This is a genomic window from Luteibacter sp. SG786 (assembly GCF_011759605.1).
In the GTDB taxonomy this organism is placed as follows: Bacteria; Pseudomonadota; Gammaproteobacteria; order Xanthomonadales; family Rhodanobacteraceae; genus Luteibacter.
In genome coordinates this window covers 533,399-547,807 of the sequence record NZ_JAAOYX010000001.1, presented here as the reverse complement: position 1 = coordinate 547,807, position 14,409 = coordinate 533,399, and the positions used below count along the sequence as shown (strand labels likewise).

Below are 14,409 nucleotides of genomic sequence, written 5' to 3'. Positions count from 1 at the left end.
TCGGCCCCCTCGCCCCATCACACCGCCTAGCGTGACCAATCCTATAATCTAGAGTAGATTCAGGCGCGTATCTCGGGGAAACGTCCAGATGGCTTCACAAATGCATACGCCGATCCTGGCTGGCCTGACCGGCATGGCGCGCCGCCTCGTCACGGAGAGCGTGCTGCCGGAGGCCGACGTCCGCAAGGCTGTGCAGGACGCCGCCGAGAAGCGTGTCTCCCTTTCCGCCTGGCTGGTGGACCACAACCTGGTCGACAGCGCCAAGCTGTCCCAGGTGGCCTCGGCCGAATTCGGCATGCCCCTGATGGACATCGGGGGGATGGCTGCGGCGAACATGCCGCTGGATCTGGTTACGGAAGCGCTCATCACCAAGCACCAGGCCCTGCCTCTCTTCAAGCGCGGCAAGCGCCTGTTCGTCGGCATCGCCGATCCGATGCAGTCGCACGCCCTCGACGAGATCAAGTTCCACTCGAACCATATGGTCGAGCCGGTCCTGGTCGAGCGCGGGCAACTGCGCCGGATCATCGATACCGCGCTCTCCGCCATGAGTGCCAACGTCCCTGGGTTCGAGGACCATGGCCTGGAAGACCTGGCGCTGGAAGGCGGCGAGGAAGACGGCGAAGGCGCCACGGGCATCGATGCCAACGCCAACGACGACGCACCGGTCGTCAAGTTCGTGAACAAGATCCTGGTGGACGCCATCAAGCGTGGCGCCTCGGATATCCATTTCGAGCCCTTCGAGACGGTCTACCGCGTGCGCCTGCGCATGGACGGCATCCTGCGCGTCGTCGCCACCGCCCCGATCAAGCTGGGCAACCGCATCGCTTCGCGCATCAAGGTCATGAGCGGCCTGGACATCGCGGAACGCCGCGTGCCTCAGGACGGCCGCATCAAGCTCAACCTGACCAAGACCCGCGCCATCGACTTCCGCGTGAGCACCCTGCCGACGCTGTTCGGCGAGAAGATCGTGCTGCGTATCCTCGACGGCTCCTCGGCCAAACTGGGCATCGACAAGCTGGGCTACGAGGACGCGCAAAAGAAGCTGTACCTCGACGCCATCGAAAAACCTTACGGTATGGTGCTGGTCACCGGCCCCACCGGCTCGGGCAAAACGGTGTCGCTCTACACCGCCCTCAACATTCTCAACACCGAGGGGCGCAACATCTCCACGGTGGAAGACCCGGTCGAAATCCGCGTCGAGGGCATCAACCAGGTCCAGCAGAACACCAAACGCGGCATGACCTTCGCGGCGGCCCTGCGCTCGTTCCTGCGCCAGGATCCGGACGTGATCATGGTCGGCGAAATCCGCGATCTCGAAACCGCCGAAATCGCGGTGAAGGCGGCGCAGACCGGCCACATGGTGCTTTCCACGCTGCACACCAACGACGCGCCGCAGACCATCTCGCGCCTGATGAACATGGGCATCGCGCCCTACAACATCACGTCGTCGGTCACCCTGATCATCGCCCAGCGCCTGGCGCGGCGCCTGCACGACTGCAAGCGGCCGATCCAGCTGCCGCCGGCGGCCTTGCTGGCCGAGGGTTTTACCCAGGAAGAAATCGACCAGGGCATCACCATCTACGAGGCCGTCGGCTGCGACAGCTGCAACGAAGGCTATAAGGGCCGCGTCGGCATCTACCAGGTCATGCCCATGGTCGAGGACATCCAGAAGATCGTCTTGGAGGGCGGCAACGCCATGCAGATCGCTGAAGTGGCGAAAAAGGCCGGCATCAACGACCTGCGTGCCTCGGCCCTGCTGAAGGTGCGGAACGGGGTCACCAGCCTGGCGGAGATCAACCGCGTCACCAAGGACTGACGGCTGCCCGCGGTCGCCGCGGCATGTGAAGATGTGCGCCAGACGGCAGAAAGGCACCAGCCCTACCGTTCAAACTAGAATAAGAACAGGGGCCGTCCCGTCAGGGGCGGCCACGACGCATCAACCCGGGGGGAACACCGCGCCATGGCTACCGCCACCGCCACTAAGAACGCGCGCGCCATTGGCGCCGCGCGCGCCGAAGTCAACAAGCTGGTCATGTACGACTGGACCGCCCTCGACAAGCGCGGCAAGCGCATGAAGGGCGAGATGCAGGCGAAAAACGCCGCGCTGGTGAAGGCGGAGCTGCGCCGTCAGGGCATGAACCCGCAAACGGTGCGCGAGAAGGCCAAACCACTTTTCGGGTCTTCCGGTAGCGCGGTCAAACCGCGGGACGTCGCGATCTTCAGCCGCCAGATCGCCACCATGATGGCGTCCGGCGTGCCCATGGTGCAGGCGTTCGACATCATCGCCAACGGGCAGAAGAACGTCCGCTTCAAGAACATGCTGATCGACGTGAAGAGTTCGATCGAAGGCGGCGCCTCCCTGCATGAGGCCCTTGCGCAGTATCCGGTGCAGTTCGACGAGCTCTATCGCAACCTGGTCCATGCCGGTGAATCGGCGGGTGTGCTCGACACCGTACTCGACACCGTTGCCACCTACAAAGAGCGCATGGAGAGCATTAAGTCGAAGATCAAGAAGGCGCTCTTCTACCCCGTCATGGTCTTGGTGGTGGCGCTGCTGGTCTCGATGATCCTGTTGCTGTTCGTCGTGCCGGTATTCCAGCAGACATTCGCTGAAGCGAAGGCTGAGCTTCCCGCCCCTACCCAGTTCGTGGTCGCGGCGTCGAAGTTCATGCAGTCGTATTGGTGGGCTGTGATCGGAAGCATCGTGGGCTCCGTGTTCCTAGTCATCTTCTTCAAGAAGCGCTCCGAGAAGTTCGCCCATTTCCTGGACCGCTTCTCCCTGCGCATCCCGGTCATCGGCGATCTGCTGCACAAGTCGGCCATCGCCCGTTTCGCCCGCACGCTCGGCGTCACGTTCCACGCCGGTGTGCCACTCGTCGAGGCTCTGGACGCCGTGTCCGGGGCCACCGGCAGCGTGGTCTATGGCGATGCCGTGAAGCAGATGCGCGATGACATCGCGGTCGGCCACCAGTTGCAGCTATCCATGCGCCAGACCAACCTCTTTCCGAACATGGTGGTGCAGATGACCGCCATCGGCGAGGAATCGGGTTCCCTCGACCACATGCTGTTCAAGGTCGCGGAATTCTACGAGGAGGAGGTGAACACGGCGGTGGACACGCTGAGCAGCCTGCTCGAACCGTTCATCATGATCATCCTCGGCGTCCTCGTGGGCGGCATGGTGATCTCCCTCTACCTCCCCATCTTCAAGCTCGCCGGCACGGTCTGATCCCCGCCGCCGCAAGCAGGCACAATAAGAACCCTTCGCCTTCGCGGGCGGAGGGTTTTTCTTGACCACGGACCGTCCATGCCCGAACTCCCGCCCGCCCTCTCGATCGCCCTCGCCGCCGTCTTCGGCATGCTCGTGGGCAGCTTCCTCAATGTCGTCATCCTGCGCACGCCCGCGCGCATGCAGTGGGAATGGCGCCGGCAGGCGCGCGAGGTGCTGGAACTGGAACCGGTGGACGACCCGAAGCCGCCGGGCGTGGCATTGGAAGCCTCGCATTGCCCGAAGTGCAAGCACCGGTTGGCCGCCTACGACAATGTTCCCGTACTGGGCTGGCTGTTCCTGCGCGGGCGCTGCCGCTACTGCGGCTCGAAAATCTCGGCACAGTATCCGCTGGTGGAACTGTTCACCGGCGTGGCCAGCGCCCTGGTGGTCTGGCACTTCGGCCCCACGCCGGCGGCGCTGGCTGGCCTGGTCTTCACGTTTTTCCTCATCGCCCTCTCCGGCATCGATGCCCGGACACAATTCCTGCCGGACGAACTCAATTACCCGTTGCTCTGGATCGGCCTGGGCCTGTCGCTGATTCCCGCCTGGCAGCCGCTGCCGGTGGCGCCCTCCTCGGCCATCCTGGCGGCCCTGATCGGCTACCTGAGCCTGTGGAGCGTCTACTGGCTGTTCAAGCTGCTGACCGGCAAGGAAGGCATGGGCTACGGCGACTTCAAACTGCTGGCCGCCCTCGGCGCGTGGATGGGGCCCGTGTCCATCCTGCCGGTCATCATGCTGTCGTCCCTCATCGGCGCCCTGGTGGGCGGCGGTCTCATGCTTTTCCGAAATCACCAGCGCGACGTGCCGATTCCCTTCGGACCCTATATCGCCGCCGCGGGTTGGGTGTGGTTCCTCGCCGGCGATCGCCTGCTGGCGGCCTACCTGCAATTCACCGGGCTGCGATGAGCTTCGTCGTCGCGCTCACGGGCGGCATCGCGTCGGGCAAGAGCGCCGTGGAGCGCCGTTTCGAGGCGCTGGGCATCCACGCCTACGATGCCGATGCGGCGGCACGCGCCGTGGTCGAGCCCGGGTCGGAGGCGCTGGCGGAAGTGGCCCGTACCTTCGGGCCCGATGCCCTGGATAGCGACGGGAGGCTGGATCGCGCGGCCATGCGCGAGCGCGTGTTCGAGGACCCGTCGGCCCGCACCACGCTCGAAGGCATCCTCCACCCGCGCATCCGCACCTGGCTGCGCGACGCTGTCGAAGCCGACGACGGCCCTTACTGCATCCTGTCGATTCCCCTGCTGGCGGAGAACCGCGCGCATTACGCGTGGGTGGATCGCGTGCTGGTGGTAGATGCCCCGGAAGCCGTGCGCATCGAACGCCTGACGCGGCGCGACGGCATCGACGCGGCCCTGGCGGCAAAGATGATCGCGGCCCAGACGTCGCGGGAACACCGCTTGTCCATGGCCGACGACGTGATCGTCAACGACGGCGACGAGGCGAAGCTGGATGTGGCGGTGCGCGAACTGGACGCGCACTACAGGATGCTGGCCGGCGGCGTTTGACCGCGCACCACGGCTACTGCATCGCACCTTGTGGGAGCCGGCTATGCCGGCGAACCCGCGGCAGCGGGCACTCTCGCGAGCACCCATCGCCGCTGAAGCGGCTCCCACACAAAGCTCGCATGTCTGTGGGGAAACCTCTGTGCTTGGGGTGGGCTTCTGAAAAAGACAGTTGCTCCCACAAAAGCGCGGAGACAGTTGGTTTCAGATCAGGCTGGCCGCCGCGAGCCGTTCGGACACGAAGTCCTCGGCTTTCATCGGTTCGGCGATGTGATAGCCCTGGACGAGGTCGCAGTCCATTTCCACGAGGCGCAGGAGCGTGGCTTCGTTCTCCACGCCTTCCGCGACGGCTTCCATGCCCAGGCGATGGGCCACGTCGACCATCGCCTGCACCAGCAGTTCGGTGCGGCTGTCCGTGTTCATCGCATCGACGAAGGTCCGGTCGATTTTCAGTTCCGTCGCCGGGAAGTGGCGCAGGTAGGCGAACGAGGCATAGCCGGTGCCGAAGTCGTCGATGGCCACGCGCACGCCGCGATCGCGCAGGCAGCGCAGCACGCGCACGCTCATGTCCAGGTCGGTTAGCAGGGCGGTCTCGGTGATCTCCACGATCACCGCCGTGGGCGGCACGCCCCAGATGTCCATGGCGCCGAGCATCTGCTCCGCGAACCCCGATTCCGCGAAAACGCGCGGGGACAGGTTGATGGCGACGTCCAGCGGACACCCGCCGCGATGCAAGGCGGCCGCGTGGCGCAGGGAGGCGTTGAGGCTCCACCGTGTCAGGGGAACGATGAGGTCGCTGCGCTCGGCGAACTGGATGAAATCGGTGGGCGCCACATGCACCTGGGCGGTGGTGGTCCAGCGCGACAGGGACTCCACCCGCACCATCTCCCCGGAGCGCAGGTCGCGCAGCGGCTGGAAGGCCACATGAAGGCGATTGGCCTCGATGTCCTCGCGCAGTTCCCCATAGAGGATTTCGACTGGCGTGGCATCGGGTTGGTACAGCGCGAAAGGTTCGCCCACACGCAAGGCTTCGTCGTGTGCGAGCTCCGCGCGGCGGTAGAGCAGCTCCGCGGAGGTGCCGTGCTCGGGGTGTACCGCCACGCCGACGATGGGGCGACCGTGCCAGGGGCGGTCGCCGCGCAGCAGGGGCGCGTCGAAGGCGCCGACGATGCGGGTGGCGGCGAGCAACGCATGGGTGCGGTTGCGCACCGAGGGCAGCACCACCACGAAGGTGTCGTCGCCGGCGACGAAGACCGTGTCGAAATGACGCACGGCTTCCACGAGCCGTTCGCGCGCCGCCAGCATGATCTGGTTGCCGAATTCGTATCCGAAGCGCAGCTGCGCCTCGCGCATCCCCTGCAATCGCACCACTAGCACGGCACGCCAGCCGGAATCCGGAACGACCCGGTCGAGGATCATCTGCACCGCTGGCAGGATATCGGCACGCTCACTCACTGAATGAAAAACTCCCTGGGATCGATGCCATGACTGCCTGCCGGCAGGGTGCGCAGGATTTCTCGGCGGACGGTGTCCACCTGGTTCATCAGGTCCACGATGAGGAAATCCTCGCGCTGCCCCTTGTCCGCATGCGTCAGAACCGCTACCCGCGGCTGCAGGCGGCGGGCCTGATTCTGCACCATCACGACGGCGACTTCACCCGTGTTGAGTTCGACGATGGAGCCGGTGGGGTACACGCCCAGGCAGGCCTGGAACTGTTCGACGAGCTCGCCCTGGAAGGCGGCTTCGCGGCCCGCATACAACTGGCGCAGGGCCACATGCTGGGAAACCGCCGGTCGATACGGGCGTGACGACGACATGGCGTGGTAGGTGTCGATGATGGCGGCCATGCGCCCGGGCAGCGGTATCTCCGTGCCCGCCAACCCCGCGGGATAGCCGCTGCCATCGAAGCGCTCGTGGTGGGTGAGCACCATGTCGCGCACCTCGGCGTCGGTCACTCCCGAGTGGTCGAGGATCGCGATGCCCTCGTCCACATGTTGGCGCGCCAGCGTCCACTCGTCGTCGTTGAGGGGGCCGTTGCGCGAGAGCAGTTCCTCCGGGATTCGCACCTTGCCCACGTCCATCAGCAGGCCACCCGCGGCAAGGCTCACGATGGCGTCGCTGGCGAAGCCCATGTGCCGACCGAACGCGGCCGCCAGGGTGCTGCAGCCCACGGCATGCTGATAGGTATAGCTGTCGCGACGGCGCAGGCTCTCGACCCACACGAAGGCGTCGCTGCTGCGCAGCACGCTCGCGACGAGGGGGCGCACCGCCTCCTCCACCGCCACCGGCTCGATGCTGCGGCCATGCTGGACATCGTCCACGAGGCGTTCCGCGAAGCGCGTCACCTTGTCGAACGCCGCCTGGGCATGCGGCACTTCGTCCTCGAAACGAACGGTGTCGCTATAAACGTGCCGGGACACAAGGCGCGGGTTCACGGCAGGGCGCACCGGTGCCGGCCGTGGCGGTGCCGCGACGTGTGCCGGGCGCAAGGCCGGCCGCTCGCGAGCCACCTGCCGATGCAGGTCCACGAACACGTACTTGCAGAACCGGGCGAGCCTGTCGATGTCGTCCTGGCACGTGATCGGCACGCCCTGCAGGGGGAACGTCGTGTCCGACCACTCGCAATCGAGACGGCTCACGTACATGCCCACCTCCAGGTCGGCAACGAAGACGCGTCTCTCTACCAGGTCGTAAGCCACTTGCCCCTCTCCACCGCACCTGCCCATCCGATGGGATATCGGCGTCGTTTACCGGATCTTTAGGACTCGGGGCGCCGAATGTGAAAGCCTGTGCCGTCCGGACTGTCAGGAAAACGCGGGGCGGCCGGTCTGATCGGACAGGCCCACCCCAGGAGCTCCCCATGCGCCTTCGCCTGCTTCCCTCCCTGTTCCTTGCCCTCACCGCCTGTTCCGCCGCGTCCGCCGGCGAGGAGGGGGTGAAACTGCCCGCCCCGGTCGTCGACGCCAGTCCGGCCGCCGCCGGAGATGCCACGGCTGTGTTCGCCGGTGGCTGCTTCTGGGGCGTGCAGGGTGTGTTCCAGCACGTGCGGGGCGTGAAGAGCGTGCGCTCGGGCTACTCGGGCGGCGACGCCGCGCACGCGAACTATGACGACGTGAGCGACGGGGACACCGGCCACGCCGAGTCCGTGCGGGTCGTGTATGACCCCGCCAAGGTCAGCTACGGCCAACTGCTGCAGGTGTTTTTCTCGGTCGCGCAGGACCCTACCCTGCTCAACCGTCAGGGCCCGGACGTGGGCACGCAGTATCGGTCGGCCATCTTCTATGCCACACCGGAGCAGAAGAAGGTTGCCGAGGCCTACGTGGCCCAGCTGAAGGCCGCCCATGCCTTCGCCGCCCCGATCGTCACCGAGGTCACGCCGCTGAAGGCTTTCTACCCTGCGGAGGCCTACCACCAGGACTACATGCGCCTGAATCCGGACTCGATGTACATCGCCGTGAACGACCGGCCGAAGGTCCTGGCGCTGCAGCGCCTTTACCCCGAGCGCTACACCCCCGAATGGGCCAACGGCCGCTGATCGATTCGCAGGTCAGAGCATCGGCAGGTCCAGGCCCTGCTCCTTCGCGCAGGCGATGGCCTCGGGGTAGCCCGCGTCCGCGTGACGCATCACGCCCGTGCCGGGGTCGTTCCAGAGCACGCGCGCGATGCGCTTGTCGGCGGCCTCGGTGCCGTCGCAAACGATCACTACGCCGCTGTGCTGGCTGTAGCCCATGCCGACGCCGCCGCCATGGTGCAGGCTGACCCAGGTGGCGCCTCCGGCCACGTTGAGCATGGCGTTCAGCAGCGGCCAGTCGCTCACCGCGTCGCTACCGTCGCGCATGGCTTCCGTCTCGCGGTTGGGACTGGCCACAGAGCCGGAATCCAGGTGGTCACGGCCGATCACCACGGGTGCCTTCAGCTCGCCGTTGCGAACCATCTCGTTGAAGGCCAGGCCGAGACGATGGCGCTGGCCCAGGCCCACCCAGCAGATGCGGGCCGGGAGGCCCTGGAAGCTGATGCGCTCCCGGGCCATGTCCAGCCAGCGATGCAGGTGCGGGTCATCCGGAATCAGCTCCTTCACCTTGGCATCGGTCTTGTAGATGTCTTCCGGATCGCCGGACAGCGCCACCCAGCGGAACGGGCCGACGCCACGGCAGAACAGGGGCCGCACGAAGGCGGGGACAAAGCCCGGGAACGCGAAGGCCTCTGCAAGCCCCTCGTCCTTGGCCATCTGGCGAATGTTGTTGCCGTAATCGAAGGTGGGAACGCCCATGGCGTGGAAGGCCAGCATCGCCTCCACGTGGCGCCGCATGGACGCCTTGGCCGCGCGCGCGGTACCCGTGGGATCCGCTTTACGGCGCTCGAACCATTCCTCCACGCTCCATCCGGACGGCAGATAACCGTTCACGGGGTCGTGCGCGCTGGTCTGGTCGGTTACCGCGTCCGGACGGACGCCGCGGCGAACGAGTTCGGGGAGGATGTCAGCGGCATTGCCCAGCAGGGCAACGGACACGGCCCGCCCTTCCTTGCCGTAGCGTTCGAGCCGGGCCAGCGCGTCGTCGAGGTCCGCGGCCTGCTCGTCCACGTAGCGCGTCTTCAGGCGGAAGTCGATGCGGCTTTGCTGGCACTCGATGGTGAGCGACGAGGCGCCTGCCAGGCTGGCCGCCAGTGGCTGCGCGCCGCCCATGCCTCCGAGGCCCGCCGTGAGGATCCAGCGGCCGGCGAGGTTGCCGCCGTAATGCTGCCGCCCCATTTCCACGAAGGTTTCGTACGTGCCCTGCACGATGCCCTGTGAACCGATGTAGATCCACGAGCCGGCCGTCATCTGGCCGTACATCATCAGGCCCTTGCGATCGAGCTCGTTGAAGTGTTCCCAGTTCGCCCATGCCGGCACGAGGTTCGAATTGGCGATGAGCACGCGCGGAGCGTCGGGGTGCGACGGAAAGACGCCCACCGGCTTGCCCGACTGCACGAGCAGCGTCTGGTCGTCGCGCAGCTCGCGCAGGGTGCGAAGGATGGCGTCGAAGCATTCCCAGTTGCGCGCCGCGCGGCCGATGCCGCCGTACACCACCAGTTCCGCCGGATTCTCGGCCACGTCGGGGTCGAGGTTGTTCTGCAGCATGCGGAACGGCGCTTCCGTAAGCCAGCTGCGGCATGTGAGTTCGCTGCCGCGCGGCGCGCGAACGGTCCGGGTGGTGTCGATGCGCGTGACTGCGGTCATCGGGGACTCCGTCGATCCTGGGAATCCCCGATTATGGTCCCGTGCCCGGGGCTGCCGCTAGCGGCCGGCGGTACCGGCTCGTGCGGGGACGGTGCGCGTCTGGTCGGGCTGCGGCGAGGTCTGGTACTGGCGGGCGGCCGCATCCTGCCGGGCGCGATAAAGCTGCTGCTGGCTGCGATCCGCGGCGTCGAGCTGGTTGCGCAGCGCCGGGTCGGTCGTGTTGGCGCGCTGGCGGTCGAGCGAACCCTGACGCAGTTGCTCACGCAGCGCGTTCTGGTTCTGCCTGTCCTGCATCTGCTGGCGGTCGACCTGCCGCTGCCATTGCTGGTTGGGTGTGGGCGTGGTGATCACGATCGGCCTCGGACGCGGCGGCGGCGCGGGCTTCGCGGGCTGGCTCTGGGCCAGTGCCAGGGCGGGCAGCGAGGCGGCGAGGAGACCCAGCAGGATTTTGCGTGATGAATTGGTCATGGGACTCGTCCATCATGGGAGATTGTCTGTGCACGAGCCTACGTCTTTCCCCATGAACACCATGTTGTCGCGCTGGAGTGCGCTGCTCACGTTTTTGCTGCTGTTCCTGTGCGGCTGTGCCGCCCAGCCGGCCACGCCCCCTGCCCGCCACCCCGTGCTGCTCGTGTCGATCGATGCGTTCCGGGCCGACTACATCGACCGCGGCCTCACACCGAATCTGGTCGCCCTGGCTCGCGATGGCGTCAGCGCGCCGTACATCCTGCCGTCGTTCCCGTCACTGACGTTCCCTAATCACTACACGCTGGTGACCGGTCGGGTACCCGACCGCCACGGCATCATCAACAACACGATGTGGGACGACAGCCTGGGCACATTCACCACCGCAGATCTCGGAGCCAAGGGCGACGGGCGGTGGTGGACGGAAGCGGAACCGATCTGGGTCACGGCGCAGAAGCACGGCCTGCGCACCGCGACCATGTTCTGGCCCGGCACGGAAGCGAAAATCCACGGGATGAGGCCGGATCACTGGATCCCCTTCGACGACTCGCTGACGGCCCGCCAGCGTGTGGACAAGCTCCTGTCATGGATCGACGAACCCGGCCCCAAACCGGCGTTCGACACGCTGTATTTCGATGACGTGGACCATGCGGGCCACGAGTTCGGACCGGATTCGCCGCAGTTGAACGACGCCCTGCGCACAGTCGACGATGCCCTGGGCTACCTTGTGGCGCAATTGCGCCGCCGGGGACTTTACGACACCACCAACCTGGTGATCGTGTCGGACCATGGCATGGCCGATGTGCCACGCGGCAACATCGTATTCGCCGACGAGGAAACCGATCTGGCGTCGCTGAACGCCGTGTCCTACGGCGTCATGGCCACGTTCAACGCAAAGCCGGGCGTGGACGCGTCGCGCGCGGTGGCACGCCTGCTCGGCCCCCATGCGCACATGCGCTGCTATCGCAAGGAGGACCTGCCGGCCCGGCTCGATTACGGCAAGAACCCCCGCGTGCCGGCCTATCTCTGCCTGGCCGAGACGGGCTGGTCGATCACCAGCCATGAGGTACTGGCGAAACGGAAGGATCCGATGTCGCGCGGCGAGCACGGGTACGACAACCTCGATCCCACCATGCGCGCCCTGTTCGTCGCCCGTGGCCCGGACATGGCGAGCGGCGCACGCATAGCGCCGTTCCCGAACGTGGACATCTACCCGCTTCTGATGCACCTGCTGGGACTGCAGCCGCTGCCCAACGACGGCAAGCTCGACGACGTGAAGGGCGCATTGCGCACCCCGGCAACCGGCACGGGCCGATTCCCGTAGAATCGGGGGCATGCGCCAGATCTACACTTCGCCACGCCAGGACAACATCGACCGGGTCGTCGCCCTGCTCACCGAGCAGGGCATCGAAACCACGGTGACCAACCGCTCGAGCTGGAACCGGCCCACCTATCAGCGATTCAGCTATTCGCAGAGGAACAACGACCGCGATTCCTGGCCACAGGTCTGGGTGAAAAGCGCCGACGACTTCCCGAAGGCGCGCGGGCTGCTGAAAGACATCGGCATCGAGCCCGTCGTGCGTTTCCAGGAGGAATTGCGCCTGCATCGGCAACCGGACTACCGGCCCCCGGCGCAGCGCACCGCGTCGCGCGTTCGCCTCATGGTGCTTGCGATCGTCGCCGGCGTCATGCTGGTGGTCGTGCTCAAGGCCACCCAGGTGCTCTGAGTGGAGGGCGCTCGTGCAGTTCGCCCTCCCGCCCATGTCGCTCTCCGCGAGTCCACGCGTGCCGCACACGACGCGGCCGAGGCGTCGCCGCTCATGCAACAGCTGCTCGCCGGCGCGTTGGATGAAACGGGATACCGGGCGTTGCTGGCGGCCCAGTGGCATCTGCTGAGCGAATGGGAGACCGACCGGTCGGCGTGGCTGGCCAGCATCGCTGCAAGCCATGGCTGGCACTACACCTCCCGCGCCACGGCTCTGGAACACGACCTGGCCAATGGCTTGCCCCGCGACCTGACTGGCAACCCGGCCCGCGTACGGGCGCGCCCTGCGCGCGACACCCTTTGGGGCCGTGAGCCACAGGACCTGTCGCTTTCCGCGAACAGCCGTCGCGCGCAGGGCGCGCTCCTACAGGCCTGGGGTGAGCTTTACGTCATCGAAGGCTCGGCCCTCGGCGGCCGCGTCATCGTAAAGCGCCTTCGCGAGCGGTTTCCTGCCCTGCCCCACCACTTCTACGCCATCGGCGAAAACGCCGCCGCGCCGTGGCACCGCTTCCAGGCGATGCTCGACCGCGTGCTGGCCGAACCCGCCGCATTGCGCCGCGCCGTGGAAGGCGCACTGCGCATGTTTGCGCGCTATCGAAAGACACTACAGGATCACGCCTCGCATGTCTGAGCTGCCCGACCTCACCATCTGTGATCGCGAGCCGATCCATATTCCCGGCTCCATCCAGCCGCACGGCGTACTGCTCGTCGTCGACGCCACCACGAAAACCGTCCTGCAGGTCAGCGAGAATATCGGCGACGTGACCGGGGTCGACGTGGAAACCGCGCTCGACGCACCCTTGCACGAGATCGTCGAACTTCCCTCCGGTCTGTTCGACGACACGCGGCCGGCGCATAGCGCATGGGCTCCCGTGACGTTCCCGCACGGGAGTGCCGGTGGCCCGTGGTACGCGTCCGTGCACGCCTACGACACTCGCTGGCTGATCGAGATCGAAAGGCGCGACGTCCATTTCGACGACGATCCCCGGCAGGTGGCACGCGAGCTTGCACGGCTGATGGAAAACGACCTCGATGTCGAGCGGGCCGGTGCGCGCGTGGCGCGAACCATCCGCAGCCTGCTGGGCTACGACCGGGTCATGGTCTATCGTTTCGACCGCGACTGGCACGGCGAGATCATCGCCGAAGCGCGGCGCGACGACCTGGAGGCGTACCTCGGGCTGCACTATCCCTCCACGGACATCCCCGCCCAGGCCCGCGCGCTCTACCTGCGCAACCGCGTGCGCCAGATCAGCGACTGCAAATACGTGCCGGCGCGCATCCTGCCGGCTTACGACCCCGTCACCGCCGAGGCCACCGACCTCAGCGACGTGTCACTCCGCAGCGTGTCGCCCGTGCACCTGGAATACCTGGGCAACATGGGCGTCACGGGAACCCTGGTGGCATCGATCATCGTGGGCGGTAAGTTGTGGGGCCTCATCTCCTGCCACCACTACAGTCCGTTCTTCGCCGATCACCGCATGCGCGGGGCCGCCGATGGGATCGCTACCGCGCTCGCGGCGCGCGTGGCCGCCATCGAGGAACTGGGCGAGATCGAGCTGGAAAGCGCCCTGCTCACGGTGCGCGAGAAGCTGATCACGGCCTTCGAGGAGAGCGACCGGATCGATCCCGCACTCCTTGGCCGCGTCGCGCCGGAACTGCTGGAAATGCTGGACGCGGACGGCATCGCGATCGCCGCCGACGGGCGCATGGTCCGGCACGGCGAACTGCCCGGCGACACGGTGCTGCTCCGTATTCTCGACAAGGCGAAAAAAGCACCGGCCACGTTCGCCGATGTGGTGCATACGGACGACATCGGCGCATGGTGTGCGGATCTGGCGGATCCCGCCGTGACCCAGATGGCCGCGGGCCTCGTGTACCTCCCGCTGCCCATTGGGCACGACGCTGCGATCGTGTGGACCCGCACCGAGCAGGTTCGCCAGGTGCGCTGGGGTGGCAATCCTTCCCTCGCCAAGCTCGAAACGATCCCAGGTGCCCGGCTGTCGCCCCGGCAGAGTTTCGAGACCTGGCAGGAAACCGTTCGCGGACGCTCGCGTCCGTGGTCGCGCCAGCACCTCGAGTCGGCGCTCGCGTTGCGCTCGATGATCCGGGGATCGACGGACGCCTCCGCCGACTGACCGTCCGCGATGCGCCCGCGCATCGCCTCCGGAACAGTCTCCACGCCGCGGTG

13 protein-coding genes are annotated in these 14,409 nt (G+C 66.6%); 9 read left to right on the top strand and 4 right to left on the bottom strand.

Annotated elements, in window-relative coordinates; translation table 11 throughout:
• Nucleotides 1-88 precede the first annotated feature (88 nt).
• From pilB to coaE, 4 genes are all read left to right on the top strand, one after another.
• Nucleotides 89-1,816, top strand: coding sequence for a type IV-A pilus assembly ATPase PilB (gene pilB, locus FHS47_RS02355; protein ID WP_167022430.1), 1,728 nt, complete (start codon nucleotides 89-91; stop codon nucleotides 1,814-1,816).
• 144 nt (nucleotides 1,817-1,960) lie between these two features.
• Nucleotides 1,961-3,226: a type II secretion system F family protein gene (locus tag FHS47_RS02350; RefSeq protein ID WP_167022427.1), complete on the top strand. Its 1,266-nt coding sequence runs from the start codon at nucleotides 1,961-1,963 to the stop codon at nucleotides 3,224-3,226.
• Between the two features lie 78 nt (nucleotides 3,227-3,304).
• Complete coding sequence (locus tag FHS47_RS02345) at nucleotides 3,305-4,174, top strand: A24 family peptidase (RefSeq protein ID WP_167022424.1); 870 nt, start codon at nucleotides 3,305-3,307, stop codon at nucleotides 4,172-4,174.
• Nucleotides 4,171-4,776, top strand: coding sequence for a dephospho-CoA kinase (coaE, locus tag FHS47_RS02340; RefSeq protein ID WP_167022421.1), 606 nt, complete (start codon nucleotides 4,171-4,173; stop codon nucleotides 4,774-4,776). Before FHS47_RS02345 ends, coaE begins: the two co-directional genes overlap by 4 nt.
• A 201-nt stretch (nucleotides 4,777-4,977) precedes the next feature.
• On the opposite strand, the gene FHS47_RS02335 is transcribed toward coaE, so the two are convergent.
• Complete coding sequence (locus FHS47_RS02335; protein ID WP_167022418.1) at nucleotides 4,978-6,228, bottom strand: bifunctional diguanylate cyclase/phosphodiesterase; 1,251 nt, start codon at nucleotides 6,226-6,228, stop codon at nucleotides 4,978-4,980.
• The gene (locus FHS47_RS02330; protein WP_167022415.1) at nucleotides 6,225-7,472 is read right to left on the bottom strand and encodes an HD-GYP domain-containing protein; all 1,248 of its coding nucleotides are present in this window, start codon (nucleotides 7,470-7,472) and stop codon (nucleotides 6,225-6,227) included. Before FHS47_RS02330 ends, FHS47_RS02335 begins: the two co-directional genes overlap by 4 nt.
• A 161-nt stretch (nucleotides 7,473-7,633) precedes the next feature.
• On the opposite strand from FHS47_RS02330, the gene msrA reads away from it, so the two are divergent.
• On the top strand, nucleotides 7,634-8,308 hold the full coding sequence (msrA, locus tag FHS47_RS02325) for a peptide-methionine (S)-S-oxide reductase MsrA (protein ID WP_167022412.1): 675 nt from the start codon (nucleotides 7,634-7,636) through the stop codon (nucleotides 8,306-8,308).
• Nucleotides 8,309-8,320: 12 nt separating this feature from the next.
• Here msrA and hutU read toward each other — a convergent pair whose 3' ends face one another.
• The gene (hutU, locus tag FHS47_RS02320) at nucleotides 8,321-9,991 is read right to left on the bottom strand and encodes a urocanate hydratase (RefSeq protein WP_167022409.1); all 1,671 of its coding nucleotides are present in this window, start codon (nucleotides 9,989-9,991) and stop codon (nucleotides 8,321-8,323) included.
• 57 nt (nucleotides 9,992-10,048) lie between these two features.
• A complete protein-coding gene (locus FHS47_RS02315) occupies nucleotides 10,049-10,459 on the bottom strand; it encodes a hypothetical protein (RefSeq protein ID WP_167022406.1) in 411 nt (136 codons plus the stop codon).
• 52 nt (nucleotides 10,460-10,511) lie between these two features.
• On the opposite strand from FHS47_RS02315, the gene FHS47_RS02310 reads away from it, so the two are divergent.
• Genes FHS47_RS02310 through FHS47_RS02295 form a run of 4 tightly spaced genes read left to right on the top strand, consistent with a single transcriptional unit; the run spans nucleotide 10,512 to nucleotide 14,356 of the window.
• On the top strand, nucleotides 10,512-11,780 hold the full coding sequence (locus FHS47_RS02310) for an ectonucleotide pyrophosphatase/phosphodiesterase (RefSeq protein ID WP_208381746.1): 1,269 nt from the start codon (nucleotides 10,512-10,514) through the stop codon (nucleotides 11,778-11,780).
• A 10-nt stretch (nucleotides 11,781-11,790) separates the two neighbouring features.
• Entirely contained in the window at nucleotides 11,791-12,183 is a 393-nt protein-coding gene (locus FHS47_RS02305) for a hypothetical protein (RefSeq protein ID WP_167022403.1), read from the top strand.
• Nucleotides 12,184-12,852, top strand: a complete 669-nt coding sequence (locus tag FHS47_RS02300; protein WP_167022400.1) for a biliverdin-producing heme oxygenase — start codon at nucleotides 12,184-12,186, stop codon at nucleotides 12,850-12,852. It abuts the gene before it with no gap.
• Entirely contained in the window at nucleotides 12,845-14,356 is a 1,512-nt protein-coding gene (locus FHS47_RS02295) for a GAF domain-containing protein (RefSeq protein WP_167022397.1), read from the top strand. Before FHS47_RS02300 ends, FHS47_RS02295 begins: the two co-directional genes overlap by 8 nt.
• The last annotated feature ends 53 nt before the right edge of the window (nucleotides 14,357-14,409 follow it).